The sequence below is a fragment of the Streptomyces sp. NPDC091387 genome, from assembly GCF_044756945.1.
In the GTDB taxonomy this organism is placed as follows: Bacteria; Actinomycetota; Actinomycetes; order Streptomycetales; family Streptomycetaceae; genus Streptomyces.
In genome coordinates, this window is record NZ_JBIVTZ010000010.1 from 158,757 (window position 1) to 172,645 (window position 13,889).

Annotated in this window: 8 protein-coding genes; 5 read left to right on the forward strand and 3 right to left on the reverse strand. The window is 69.1% G+C overall.

Translation table 11 applies throughout. The features are described 5' to 3' along the window. Window positions 1-234: 234 nt before the first annotated feature. Window positions 235-1,020 (forward strand): hypothetical protein, encoded by a 786-nt coding sequence (locus ACIQM0_RS21885; RefSeq protein WP_401289077.1) that lies wholly within the window; start codon window positions 235-237, stop codon window positions 1,018-1,020. A 79-nt stretch (window positions 1,021-1,099) separates the two neighbouring features. Here ACIQM0_RS21885 and ACIQM0_RS21890 read toward each other — a convergent pair whose 3' ends face one another. After that, the gene (locus ACIQM0_RS21890; protein WP_401289079.1) at window positions 1,100-2,212 is read right to left on the reverse strand and encodes a sodium:calcium antiporter; all 1,113 of its coding nucleotides are present in this window, start codon (window positions 2,210-2,212) and stop codon (window positions 1,100-1,102) included. Between the two features lie 427 nt (window positions 2,213-2,639). Here ACIQM0_RS21890 and ACIQM0_RS21895 point away from each other — a divergent pair, with 427 nt between their 5' ends. Further along, on the forward strand, window positions 2,640-5,495 hold the full coding sequence (locus tag ACIQM0_RS21895) for a hypothetical protein (protein WP_401289082.1): 2,856 nt from the start codon (window positions 2,640-2,642) through the stop codon (window positions 5,493-5,495). A gap of 129 nt (window positions 5,496-5,624) precedes the next feature. On the opposite strand, the gene ACIQM0_RS21900 is transcribed toward ACIQM0_RS21895, so the two are convergent. Continuing rightward, window positions 5,625-6,608, reverse strand: coding sequence for an Lrp/AsnC family transcriptional regulator (locus ACIQM0_RS21900; protein WP_401289084.1), 984 nt, complete (start codon window positions 6,606-6,608; stop codon window positions 5,625-5,627). Window positions 6,609-6,734: 126 nt separating this feature from the next. Between ACIQM0_RS21900 and ACIQM0_RS21905 the strand changes: the two genes are divergently transcribed. The 3 genes from ACIQM0_RS21905 to ACIQM0_RS21915 all read left to right on the forward strand — a co-directional run bounded on the left by ACIQM0_RS21905 (window position 6,735) and on the right by ACIQM0_RS21915 (window position 9,147). Beyond that, entirely contained in the window at window positions 6,735-8,237 is a 1,503-nt protein-coding gene (locus ACIQM0_RS21905) for an MFS transporter (protein ID WP_401289086.1), read from the forward strand. 7 nt (window positions 8,238-8,244) lie between these two features. Then, entirely contained in the window at window positions 8,245-8,637 is a 393-nt protein-coding gene (locus ACIQM0_RS21910; protein ID WP_401289089.1) for a helix-turn-helix domain-containing protein, read from the forward strand. Between the two features lie 96 nt (window positions 8,638-8,733). Continuing rightward, a complete protein-coding gene (locus ACIQM0_RS21915) occupies window positions 8,734-9,147 on the forward strand; it encodes a VOC family protein (RefSeq protein ID WP_401289092.1) in 414 nt (137 codons plus the stop codon). Window positions 9,148-9,448: 301 nt separating this feature from the next. Here the strand turns inward: ACIQM0_RS21915 and ACIQM0_RS21920 are convergent, their stop codons facing one another. Further along, entirely contained in the window at window positions 9,449-13,825 is a 4,377-nt protein-coding gene (locus ACIQM0_RS21920; RefSeq protein WP_401289094.1) for a hypothetical protein, read from the reverse strand. Between the last annotated feature and the right edge of the window lie 64 nt (window positions 13,826-13,889).

Consider the following 13,889-nt stretch of genomic DNA (forward strand, 5'->3'; position numbering starts at 1 on the left):
GGGGGTGGAGTCGGTCACGTGGGGGACGGCCGGGCCCCCGGCCGACGCGGCTGCCGGGCCCGGAGGATTTCCTTGATCACCCTGCCCGGAACGCCCGGCCGGCCCGCTGGTAGCCTGCCGCTCCGCCGGTCGACCGGTCAGTTGGTCGGTGACGGTCAGGCCGGGCGGGTCCTCAGTTCTTCAGGCAGCGAGCCCAGCGAGGTATGAATGAAGACAGGCAGCAGAACCGGGGCCGTGACCGTACTCGCGGGGGCCCTCGTCCTCTCGGCGTTCACGGCTCCGACGGCGCAGGCCGCCGGCACCGGGATCACGGTGACGGGGATCGTCGTGAACGGCGGCAAGCCCGTCGTCGTGGGAACGTCGGACGTGAAGGAGCCGCGGATCACCTTCCGGGTCCACCTTCCCGCCGGGTACAGCACGGCCGATTTCAATGCGTGGGACGCGGAGCCCTACCTCTACCACGGCACCACCGCCGAGAAGGGGGCGCTGGACGGCAGCCTCCAGGCGAGCTACACCTGCTACGAGACGGCCGCCCGCATCTCGGACTGCGAAGGCACGCTGTACATCGAACCGCGCTACCGCCTGGACTCGAACAACGACGCGACGACCTGGAAGATCGGCGTCGCGACGAAGCTCTGGGGCGCCAACTGGAAGCTCATGAAGGAGCAGTACACGACCGCCCCCGGCGGTGTGCAGATCAGGCGGTGGGCCAAGGCCACGGTCAACGCCTCGCCGGAGCCGGTGAAGAAGGGCGGGACGCTCACCGTGACGGGCAGCCTCAAGCGCGCCGACTGGGTGAAGCACACGTACACCGGCGTCGCCGCCGCGACGGTCAAGCTCCAGTTCCGCAAGAAGGGCGCCTCCGCCTACACCACGGTCAAGACGGTGAAGTCGAGCTCCGCGGGCGCCCTGAAGACCACCGTCAAGGCGTCCGCCGACGGGTACTGGCGCTGGAGCTTCGGCGGCTGGTCCACCACCGGCGCCGCCACCTCCGCCGTCGACTTCGTCGACGTGCGCTGAGCGGAACCGCCGGGGTGGGGGCGGCGGCCCCCGGTGCACCTGCCGCCCGGGAGTAGTCCGTGGCGGGTGGGCGGGCGGGTCAGGCCAGGATCGGGACGAGCCCCAGGCCGAAGACGACGTAGAAGAGCGCCGCCACCGTCAGCCGCCCCGGGGTGAGCCGGTGGGCGCGCATCGTCAGCAGGAGATAGACGATCGCGGCCATGGTGATCAGCCCGGCCCAGAGCAGGGCCCCGTCGAACTTCCAGCTGGTGAAGATCAGCCCCAGGCCGCTGGGGACGGTCGCCTGGATCATCATGGCGTCGGAGATGTTCGCCAGGGCGAGCTGTGTCTTGCCCTGGCGGACCCAGATGATCGCGTTCATGATCTCGGGCAGCTCCGTCGCGATCGGAGACAGGAGCAGCGCGGTGACCGCGGACGAGAGCCCGAGCATCGGGCCGATCGCGTCGAGCTGCCTCACGAACAGCTGGGACGCGAGGAAGATGACGGCGAGGGTGGCCAGGGTCTGGACCACGACGGCCCAGGTCTCCGGGGAGGCGGCCTTCGGCCGGAGCTTCAGGGGCTCCAGCTCCTCGGCCTCCCCGGCGTCGTCGTCACTGCGGATCTCGCGCCAGAAGTAGACGGCGTAGGCGGCGAAGAACAGCACGCCGAGTACGGGCTTGAAGGCGAAGGCGACCAGGCCGAGCGCGACCTTGAGCACGAAGATCGGCAGGAACCACTTCTGGTCCTTGGCCAGCCGCCTCATGTCCTTCGCGTCCCCCAGCGCGGTGGCGCGCCCGCCGCTTCCGTCCGGCTCCGGACCGCGCTCCCTGCGGCGCTTGAGGAGCAGCATTCCGCCGGTCACGCCGTAGGCGACCGTGGACAGCGCCAGCGGTCCGCCCATCGCCGCACCGACACCGATGTTCTTGGCCTCCTCGTCGGCGCCCGTGGTCACCGCGACCAGCGTCACCACCGACTCCGGCAGCGCCGTGCCGAACGCGGCCAGGATCGTGCCGACCGCCATCTTCCCCACGTCGAGGCGCTGCCCCAGCCACTCCACCGCGTTGACGAACCACTCGCACGAGAGATAGATCGCCACCGCGCACACGATGAGCAGAACGAAATGGATCACACCGACCGCCAGGCCTTCCCGTACCGCGGGCCCCTCGGCGGTACGCGGCAGCAGTCCCGGCGTACGACCTCGGCCCCGCGACATACGTACATCGTCGACGTCGACGAAGAGCCGAAGATCTCGTCCACCCGGAGGATTCTGCCCGGGCCCGGCCGCCGGGAACCGTAAGGACTCCCGCATGTCGGCGACCGGTATGCGGGCCCGAGCGACTCGGTACTCCTCGGCCGGGATGGCGCGCTCCGGTCGTGGCCACGGGGTGAAAGGCCACGTCGTGGGCCCGTTTTGGGCCTCCGGGTGGGTCCGCGGACCCTTCGTATTGGGTCTTGCGCGTACATAACGTGGCGTCATACGCGTCACGGCTGTATCGGGGGGGGGCCGGGCTTCATCAGTAGTGGGTGGAAGGGTTTTCCCGTTGTCCGACACGAAGGGCCTGGAGTTCCGGGCCGGCACACCCACACATCGTTGGGAGTTGCCTCGCTCACTTGCCGTCACGCGTGTTCTCCTCCATCTGATGTTCGGCCTGACACTGCTGGGCGGTGTCGGCGTCCTCACTTCGCTGCTGGACCTGGGCAGGCACATCACGCCGACCCTCAGCCTGATGGCGCTGTACGCGATGGCGCCGGGGATCGTCGCCGTGTTCCTGGCGCGGCGGCTGTGGACCGGTGGAAAAGCGGTCTGGTTCACGTTGATAGCCCTCCAGGTGTGGCTGTTGATCGGCGGCATCGTCAATCTGTACGGGGGCTCGACCCGCGGACTCACCCAACTGCTGCTCCCAGGCGCTCTGTTGGCGATGGCGAGCGCGGGCGTCAGCCGGTCCTGGTTCGAACTTCCCGCGGAGCAAAGGGCGGTGAGGCCGCGCTGGACGCGCACGCGTTTTCGTCGTGACGCGCTCCCGTCGATCCCGCACCTGATCACGTGGCGCCGGAACCGCGGCCAGACGTCGGTCGAGTACCTCGGCCTGGTCTGCCTGGTCGTGGCGATCATCGGCGCGCTCACGCTCAGCGGTGTGGGGGGCCAGATCACGGGCCGTCTCCAGGACGCGGTCTGCACCCTCGGCGGGGGCGACAACTGCTCCAGTCACACGGTCGCCGGGGATGACGGCGGTCCTGGCAAGGGTGCCTCCGGCGGCGGCAACGGCGGCAGTGGCGACAACGGTGGCAGCAGCGGCAGTGGTGGTGACTCGGGTGGCGACAGCGCCGGTGGCAGCGGTGGTGACTGGGGCGGCAGCTCGGGTGACGACGGCGGTGACGACTCGGGTGGCAACAGCGGCAGCTCCGGTGGGAGCGACTCCGGCGGAGACGACTCCGGTGGTGGAGCCGTCGGTGGCAGCAGTGGTGGGAAGTCCGGGGGGAACAACTCCGGTGGCAGTGATTCCAGTGGTGGTTCCAACAGTGGTGGTTCCAACAGTGGTGGGAACAACGGTGGTGACTCCGGCGGCAGCAGCGGTGGGAAGTCGGGCGGCAACAACTCCGGCGGCAGCCACTCCGGCGGTAGCGGGAACAGCGGTGGGAGTGACTCCGGTGGAGACGACTCCAGTGGTGGCTCCGCCGGTGGCAGCAGCGCCGGTGGCAGCAGCGGCGGTAGCGACTCCGGTGGTAGCGACTCCGCTGGTGGTTCCGACAGTGGTGGTTCTGACGGTGGTGGTTCTGACGGTGGGAGCAGCGGCGGGAAGTCCGGCGGCAACAACTCGGGTGGTAGCGACTCCGGCGGTAGCGACTCCAGTGGTGGTTCCGACAGCGGTGGTTCCGACGGTGGGAGCAGCGGCGGGAAGTCCGGCGGCAACAACTCCGGTGGTAGCGATTCCGGTGGCAGTGACTCCGGCGGTAGCGACTCTGGGGGCAGTGACTCGGGTGGCAGTGACTCCGGCGGTAGCGACTCTGGGGGCAGTGACTCCGGCGGCAGTGACTCCGGCGGTAGCGACTCCGGCGGTAGCGACTCGGGTGGCAGTGACTCCGGCGGTAGCGACTCTGGGGGCAGCGACTCCGGGGGCAGCGACAGCGGCGGGAAGTCCGGCGGCAACAACTCCGGCGGTAGCGCCTCCGGCGGGAATTCCATTGGCGGCGTGATCAGTGGCGGTTTGCTCAGTGGCGGTCTGATCGGTGGTCTCATCGGCGGCGGTTCGTCCGGTGGCAGCAGCGGCGGGAAGTCCGGGGGGAACAACTCCGGTGGCAGCGACTCCGGTGGAGCAGCCTCCGGTGGCAGTGACTCCGGTGGCGATGACGGGGATTGCGAGGACAACGGATCCTCGTCCGGCGGTTCGTCCGACTCAGGTGGTTCATCCGACGACGGTGGTACGTCGACCTCCGGTGGCTCCGCGGTCAGCGGCGGTCACAGCAGTATCGGCGGTGCGGGCCCCCGTCTGATCTCGCTCTGCAACGACGACGACGATGACGATGATGACGACAAGGACGACGACGACTGCGAGGACGAGGACAAGGGCTCCTCGTCCGGCGGTGCGGCGGCCACTGGTGGCTCCGCGGTCAGCGGCGGTCACAGCAGTATCGGCGGTGCGGGCCCCCGTCTGATCTCGCTCTGCAACGACGATGACGATGACGATGACGATGATGACGACGAGGACGACGACTGCCGGGACGACAACGCCGCCCTCCGCGGCAGGGTGACCACCGGTGGTCCGGGCAGCGGGCGCTACACGCTCGCCTCGGCCGGGACCCGTACACAAGTGACCGTCAGCGGCACCACGCTCGCGGCCGGCTCGGGGGCGCCCTCGCCGATTGGCCTGATGGCGACCGTTTCCGGAGCCTCCCTCGCCGGTGTCGACACGTACCAGGAGGCGGAGGGCAGGGTCAGCAATGCTCTCGGGCTCACGGACCCGCCGCCCCCGCCGATCAAGGACGACCCGGAGCCCGAGCCCGAGCCGAAGGCGGACGGCTGCGACCGTCCGAATGCCAACCCGCACCCCGAGGTCGCGGTCAAGGACGTCGACACGACGGGCATCAAGCCCAAGCTGGACTGGCGTGACACGGACGAGCCCCTGTACCGCTTCGACGACCGTCCGCCGGAGGACATCTTCGTCGACGACTTCGAGCCCAAGGACCCGAAGAACACGGATCTGTACGACTACGTCAAGACCAACAAGGACTCCGCGTTCGTCTCGACGACGACGGAGGAGAACCCGAAGCCCTTCTACGGTCAGGACTGGGTCTACGAGATCGACGCCCCGGGCGGAATCGATGTCAACGGGACCTTCGGGGCCAACAGCCCCCATGCCAACGAGAAGGAGATCGCCTTCCCCGGCGGGATCGACTCGAAGTACATCAAGGGTGCCTGGAAGCTCAATCCGGACGGCAGCAGGACCGGCCAGTTCATAGAGAACGAGTACTACGAGCCGCCGGAGGAGCGGGACTGACAGCCGTCGGCCGCGCGGCGCGGGCTACTGCCGATTGACCACCGGGTCGTGGGGTTTCCCACGGCCCGGTGATCGTGTTCCGGGCCCGGACCACCGCGCGAGACGGAGGAGACTTCTGGACCACAGCCCTCAGCCCCGGAACGGCCGGTACGTCAGCTGTTTGACGTGGCGCAGGAACGGCATCGATTCCACGTGCTCGACGCCCTCCAGCCGGCCCAGGCTCTCGTTCAGGTAGCGGTACAGATGGCCGGTGTCGCGGGTGATGGTGACCGCCATCAGGTTGGACGAGCCCGTCGTCGCCGCCGCGTACGCGATCTCCGGGTGGGTGGCCAGGGCCTCGCCCACGGCGTGGAGGGCGCGGGGGGCGGCGGTGATGCAGAACATGGTGTGGTTCCGGAAGCCGAAGTATCCGGAATTGAACTCGACGTCGATGTACAGCGCGCCCGAGGCGACGAGCTGGGCCAGCCGGCGCTTGACCGCCGATTCGGAGCGGCCCGTCGCCTTCTGGAGTTCGGGGTACGTGGCCCGGCCGTCCTCCTCCAGCGCGGCGACCAGCGCCTCGTCCTCGGCGGAGATGACGGCCGGGCCCGGGTGGTCGGGAAGGGGCGCGGCCGTGAGGGCGGCGGCCTGTTCGGCGGTGAGAGCGCCGCTCTTGTGGAGCCAGCCGGAGGGCCCGCCGTAGAAGCGGTGCAGCAACTGGTGGGCGCGGATGTCGACGATGTGCGGGGTGCGCGGCAGCCTGCCGAGGAGCAGGTCGTCGGTGTGGCCCCGGGTGCGCGCGTTGGCCATGCACATCACTTCCGTACCGCCGGAGGTGAGGCCGATCCAGGCCGTGTCGGGGCGCTTCGCCAGGGCTTCCGCGATGGCCATCGCGCCCTCGGGGGCGCAGCGCACGCGCAGCAGCCAGTGGTCGAGGGAGTCCTCGGCCGCCGCGCAGCGGACCGCGACGATCCGCAGCCCCGCCTCGGCGCGCAGCCTGCGCAGGCGCCGCGCCACGGTCTGGTCGGAGACGCCGAGGACGGTGGCGATCCGGCTGAAGGGCGCGCGGGCGTCCAGCTCCAGCGCGTGCAGGATCCGAAGGTCGATGACGTCGTACCCGGCGTTGGATTCCATACCAGCAGGACCCTTCCATGTCGGATTCCGCCGCTCTCGGGTTCCTGGCTGGGGATTCCGGTCGCGGCCGTCCGATCGTACGGGAGTGGTCGCCGACCACACGGAAACTGCACAGGGGGAAATCACATGCGTAAGTGGGGACCGCTCACCGCGGTCTGTCTCGGGACGTTCATGCTGCTGCTCGACGTCACGATCGTCATCGTGGCGCTGCCGGACATGGCACGGGCGCTGGATGCGTCGCTCTCCGATCTCCAGTGGGTCATCGACGGGTACGCGCTCGCGCTCGCGGCGCTGCTGCTCGGCATCGGTGCCGCAGCCGATCTGCTCGGGCGGCGGCGGGTCCATGTCGCGGGCGTCGTGCTCTTCGCGGCCGCCTCGCTGGCCTGCGGGCTGGCCTCCTCGCCGACCGCGCTGGTGGCGGCGCGCGGGGTCCAGGGCGTGGGCGCCGCCGCGATGTTCGCGACCACGCTGCCGCTGCTCGCCTCGGTGTACCGGGGCAAGGACCGGTCCGTGGCGCTCGGGCTGTGGGGCGCGGTGAGCGGCGCCGCCGCCGCGATCGGTCCGGTGGCCGGCGGGCTGCTGACCGAGGGGCCGGGATGGCGCTGGATCTTCTTCGTGAACCTGCCGGTCAGCGTGGCCGCGATCTGGCTGACGGCCCGGACCGTGCCCGAGTCGCGCGCCGAGCGGGGCCGGCGGATCGACTGGGCGGGGACCGCGGCCTTCGCGGTGTTCGCGGGGGCGGCCACGTACGCCGTCGTACGGGCGGGCAGCCAGGGCTGGACGTCGGTGAGCACGCTCTCCACGTTCGGGATCGCGGCACTCGCCCTGCTCGGCTTCGTGCTGGTCGAGCGGCGCGTCGAACACCCGCTGCTGGACATGTCGTTGTTCCATGAGCCCGGCTTCGTCGGGGTGATGGCCGGGGCGCTCGCGTTCAACGCGGCGGCCTTCGCCGTCCTGCCGTACACCTCTATCTGGTTGCAGACGGTGCTCGGACTCAGCCCGGTCCAGGGCGGTCTGGCGGTACTGCCGCTGGCCGCGACGGCGTTCGTGGTGGCGGCCGTCGGCGGGCGGCTGCTGCACGGGGTGAGGCCGGGGCTGACCATCGGTGTCGGGCTCGCACTGATCGGCGTCGGCACGCTCGGCCAGGCGGTGCTGGGCGCGGGCTCCTCGTGGCCCGCGCTGCTGCCGGGGCTGATCGTCGCGGGCATCGGCACGGGCCTGGTCTCCCCGGCCCTCGCGGGCGCCGCGCTCGCCTCCGTACCGCCGGAGCGGGCGGGCATGGCGGGCGGCGCGGTCAACACGTTCCGGCAGCTCGGGTACGCCTTCGGGGTGGCCGTGTTCGGGACGGTGCTGACCTCGCGGATGGGCGGGACGCTGAGCGCGGGGCGGTCCCATGCGCTCGCGGGCGGCGGCGCGCCGGGGCTGCGCGCGGCCGGGGTGCCGGAACACGCGCTGCGGGCGGCGTTCGCCTCGGGGCTGAACACGGCGGCCGTGGTGGCCGGTGCGGTGGGAGTCGTCGCGGGAGTGGCGGTGCTCGTGCTGGTGCGGGGGCACCGGAGGACGCCGCAGGCGGCACCCGTGGGTCAGGCGGGTCAGGCGGGGGCCGGTGGCGGGGTGGGCGTGGTGTGATGGCGGGGTGAGCCGCGCCGCAGAGGAGTCGAACCGCCGGATGCTCCGGGCCCGGGACGCGATGGACCGCGCGTACGCGCAGCCGCTGGACGTGGCCGCCCTGGCCCGGATCGCCCATGTCTCCCCGGCGCACTTCTCGCGCACCTTCCGTGCCACGTTCGGCGAGACGCCCCACCGCTATCTGCAACGCCGCCGGGTGGAGCGCGCGATGTTCCTGCTGCGGGAGACCGGCCGCAGCGTGACGGACATCTGCTTCGAGGTCGGCTTCGGCAGCACGGGCACCTTCAGCCGCACCTTCAGCGACATCGTCGGCCGCTCACCGAGGACGTACCGCAAGGAGTCCGTACCCACGGGCGTCCCCACGTGCTTCACGATGGCGTGGACGCGGCCGAGCGGCTGAGCGACGGAGCGACGCTGCGACGGGACGCCGCCGAGGCGGGGCGAACGAGCAGTTCTGGATAAGTTTCCCCGGGGTCCGCCCACTAGCGTTGAGCACATGTTCACAGCGATCACGCACTCACAGATCTACGTCCTCGACCAGGACCAGGCCCTCGACTTCTACGTCGGCAAGCTCGGCCTGGAGGTCGCCGCCGATGTCGACATGGGCTTCATGCGCTGGCTCGCCGTCAGCGTCCCCGGCCACCCGGAGCGCCAGATCCTGCTGGAGCGGCCGGGCGCCCCCGCCATGTCGGAGGAGACGGCGGAGCAGGTACGCGAACTGGTGACCAAGGGCGCGATGGGCGGCTGGCTCATCCTCACCACGGACGACTGCCGCAAGACGTACGAGACGCTGCTCGCCCAGGGCGTCGAGTTCACCGAGGAGCCCACCGACCGTGACTACGGAATCGACTGCGGCCTCCGCGACCCGTTCGGCAACCGCCTCCGCTTCACCCAGCTGAAGACCGCCTAACCGATTGTCGCGCCGGTTCCCGCCTCGCCAGTGCGACGGCGAGCGGAACGCCGTGGAAATCGACGATCAGGTGGTGCTTGCCGTTGTTCGGGCCGATGAACACCGTCATCCCGTCGGCGGGCGGCCTCACCACCGTGCCGTCCGTGAGCCCCGGTCGGACCGTGGGGCCCCTTGCTGCGCCTGCGCCACGGCCTGACCGGTCTGGGGTGCCGGGACGTTCAGCCGGGGTTGTCATCGGTGGCCGAAGGCCGTGCCGCCTGATCGGACGGCGGCACGGCCTTCGGCTGCGGGTCGGTGACGGTCAGCGTCGGAAGGACTTCAGGAAGAGGGAGTCCCCGCTGTCCTGGTAGTTGTCGTTGACGCCCAGTCCTGAGGTGAAGCTGCCGTTCTCGTAGCCGGCCCAGTCCTGGATGGGGTTGGTGTCGATGGGCGGCAAGCTGCCGGTTCCGTAGTCGAGGTGTTTGAAGGAGCGCGGGGAGTCCTCGGCGGAGCCGAACTGGTAGGCACGGCCGCGGGTGGAGTAGGGCTGGTAGAGCGCGTAGGGGCCGTTCTTGGTGGTCTGTTTGGTCAGGTTGTTGTTGAAGAAGACGTTCTGGGGGCCGCTGGAGCCGGACCACTTGACGGCCTTGTTGCCGGCGCTCCAGTAGATCGGCCACCAGGTGCCCTTGTCGCCGACGCCTCCTTCACCGCCGCAGTTGGCGCTGCAGTTGCTGGAGGAGTGGTTGTAGGGGACGTGGACGGTGTTGTTGTCGAAGAGGTTGCGGCGTTCCCAGCCGCCGTGCAGGTTGAGGTCGGAGTCGAAGTCGTTGGCGAAGGCGACGTTCCCGGAGGAGGACCACTGGAAGGTGAAGTGGCGCAGGTTGCGGGTGGTGTTGAAGGCGTAGAGGGAGTCCCAGACGCGGGAGCCGCGCAGGTATCCGTTGCCTCCCTTGCCCTTGTTCCAGGCGCCGTCGAAGTAGTTGTTCTCGATCTGGAGGTTCTTGGCGACCTCGGTGACGACGGGGTGGGAGCCGGTCATCTCGCCCCTGATTCCGCGGACCCAGCTGTTGGCGGCCCATTTGAAGACGATGCCGTGCATGGCGGCGTCGGGGGCGAGGTTGCCGTAGTTGTGGGTGGCGCAGTTGGTGGTCAGGTCGACGCACTGGGCGGTCAGGCCGTCCATCTGCTGGGTGAAGGTGAAGTCCTCGAACCCGACGTCCGTGATCATCTTGAGCGGGGTGACCTTGCTGGGGTAGGCGGGACCCCCTGGGGATATGGGCGCGGAGCCGTCGGAGACGGAGTTGACGGGGACGTCGAACTCCAGCGGCTTGTCGATGGTGACGGTGCGTCGGGTGCTGTCGACGGAGGAGATGGTGAAGACCTGCTGGCGCATGTGCAGGTCCTCCAGGCTGCCCAGTTGCCCGGCGGTGTCGATCTGCTGGCTCTGGTAGAACTTCATGCTGTTGGCCGCCCCGACCCACAGGTAGCCGCCCGGCTTGAAGACGGACATGTCGGCGGCGGCGTTGAGTTGGATGGTGCTGTCGCCCTCTCGTGCGGCGTATCCGGGGGTGGATGTGTTCTCGGCGAGGGTGACGCCCGATTCCCAGTGCTGGTTGACCGATCCCTCGAACAGGTCCCGGCGGTTCTCCGGGATCGCGGAGATGTTGCCGCACATGCGCTGGTGCTTGGCCGACACCTCGCGGGTCTGCACGCGGAACAGGCCGCGTCCGGGCCAGATCCAGCCGCCGGTGCCGGTGATGGAGCCGATCGTGCCCTGGCATACGTAGCGCATCGAGTCCTGGTCCCAGCGGCTGCCCTGGTAGAGGGTGTCGTACCTGGTCGCGCTGCCCGGCCTGAACACGATCTTGGTGCCGCTGTCGGCTTTCGTGCCCTGGCCGCGGATGACGAGGTAGGAGGCGTCGACGGCCAGTTGCTTGCTGACCTCCAGGGTGCCCTTGGGCAGTTCGATCGAGGAGAGCTTGGTGGGCGAGGCGTTGGGGGTGCAGGTGGTGCGGATGTCGTCGATGGCCTTTTGGATGCCGGCGGTGTCGTCCTGGCCGTCGTCGGCCTTCACGTTGTAGTGGTCGGCCAGGACCTGGGGAGTGATCTCGCAGCGCGGGTCGTTGGAGCGCTCCGCGGGGCCGGGCAGCCGTTGCCCGCCCCGGTAGCCGGCCTTGCTCCAGTCCGGCAGGTCACCGCCCAGGCCGGTGCGGCGGTTGCCCTTGGCCAGGACCTGGCTGGTGTCGTCCAGGCCGCCGGGGGAGGAGCCCGCACTGCCGGTGCAGCGTGAGGTGACCGGTCCGGTGTCGGGGTCGGCGAGGATCTTCGTGAGGCAGGCGGAGAGGGCCTGCTGGCCGTAGTAGTTGGGGTGGATCGCCTCCTGCTGGTGGCCTTGGGCCGTCCACGGGATGTCCGTGTCGATCAGGTAGGGGACCCAGCGGATCCATTCGGCCTGTGCGGCGTCCAGGGGCGCGGTCGAGTTGTTCGCCGAGGTGGCCTGATGGGTGGAAGTGGAGCACAACTCGTGTCCGGTGAAGGCGTCCTGGAGGTCCAGGAACGAGACTTTCGCCCGTGTGGCGGCCCGGCTCAGCATGGCGGTGATGTTCGCCATCACGTGGTCGCGGGCCCAGTCGCTGTCCTTGTCGAGGAACGGGCAGCCGCCCTTGGTGTAACGCCCGTACTTTTCGAACGGGTTGGAGGAGTTCTCCGGGTAGCGGTACTCGGAGCTCTTGGGCAGCGGGTTCGGGTAGGACTGGAGCACGATGCGGTAGCTGTTGTCGGACTGCCCGGAGTCGCGCAGGACGTCACGGATCCCGGTCACGCTCTTGACCACGTCCTCCTCGACCGCGCCCAACGCCGCGTCGAAGTCGGCCTGCTTGACGGCTCGGCAGCCGTTGTTGTTCACGGCCGGGGCGAGGTAGGCCTTGACGCACTCCTTCACGATGTCGGAGAACTGGAGGTCGTTGCCGCCAATGGACAGCACCACGGTGGAGACGTCACGTGTGGCGGTGAGGTCGCGCAGCTGTTCGATCTGCGGGCGCTCTCCCTTGAACGTGGTGGTCAGGACGCTGGCCGTGGTCGCTCCGGAACAGGCCAGGTTGACCCGGTCGACAGTTTCCGCGCCGGGCACGGCCACACCGTTGATCTCGGCGGAGTCCGACCGGTCGCACGCCGCGTCGGGCTTGGCGGCGTAGGAGGTGTCGCCGTACACCCGCGTGAGGTCGTGGGTGCAGCTGCTCTCGCCGGCGTTGCAGCCCACGGCGGAGCGGTCGGTGCCCCACACCGAGCCGTCGGCAGAGGCGTCCGCGTTGCCGGCCCACCGGCCGGCCTCGCCGGAGATGTAGCTGTCACCCATCGACACCACCGTCGGTACCGCTGTGCAGGGATCGGGCTCCGGGCCAGGCAAGGGCGTCTGCCCGTCGGACAGGACGGAAACGTTCAGCGCCGAGGACACCGTCACGTTGCCGGCCGAGGACGGTGGGCAGCCCTGGAACAACTTCGTCTTCCACTTCCAGGTGGGAGTCGTACCCTGAGACACCGCGCGAAGTCCCGAACCGACTCTCTGATTCTCCGGGGCGATCGTGAATCCCTCGGGGTTGACCAACTGCCCGGAATCACTGTCGAAACGCCAGAGCTGGCTCTCCTTCTGACCCGTCTGGCAATTCTTGTGAACGATCTTTCCGGTGCCGTCGGGAGCGATGGTGAGACATTTCAGGGATCTCGCGAGCAGGAGCAGTGAGTATTTCTTCCCGCTGACGTCGATCGCTCCGAACGGTGACAGGACCTGGCTCGTGTTCTTCGCGCGGATGTTCTGCAGGACGAACGGGGCGTCCTCGCCGATGCTGTCGTCCTCCAGCCGGGCCTGGTCGACGCCGATCGTCCAGGAGGCGGTGTTCTCCGAGGTCCCACCCGTCAGCCAGTAAGGAACTCCCGGATCGGCTCCGGCCTGAAGGTCGCCGAAGAACACCGGATAGTGGTCGCTGTCATGAGTGGTGTCGGCCCGACCGACGATTTCCCAGTCGCTGAACCGCTGTGAGGCGACCATGTAGTCGTACCGCCCGCCGGTCCGGAAGGTGCGGACAGCGTGGGCGGTGGAGTGCGTCAGGCTGTTCGCGGGGAGATCGGCCATGGTTCCCGGCTCGCGGTTGTAGTCACCCAGGACCGCCCATCGCCCTGCACTCAGGGCTCCCGCCCGCCCTGCGACCGCGTTGACGAACTCGCTTCCGTTGGCCCCGCCGGGGGAGATCGCGTGAATGGAGCCGAAGGTCATGGCATCGGCGCCGGTGCCGTCGACGATGACGAGCCCCGGGCGCGTATTGGCGAATTGCGTCTCGACGATTTCCACGCTTTCCGGCCGACGGTGCGTCATGAATCCGAGACGGTACATCTGCGGCCGGAGACTGTCCTCGACATAGGTGAGGTAAATGTCCGAACGGTAGCCCAGTCGGGAAGTCAGCCTCTTCCTTTCGATCCGGTAGCTGGTGCCGGGGACCAGAATTTCTCCGTCGTTCACCACGTTTGCGGCCGAGATCGCGGACATCGGCATTTCCTGCAACGCCACAATGTCGTACCTGAGGGCGTAGTTGTAGGCGTTCTGCCAGGCCTTCGGCGTATGGGCCATGTTCCAGGTCATCACCCGCTGCTCTCCGGGAACAACCGCATGGGCGGGCTGGGCCAGGCCCACCAGGAAGCCGCCCATCAAGGCTGTGACGAGACCCAGTGACAGGAGTCGCCACAGAGTCAGAAAGGAAACAGCGGGAGGT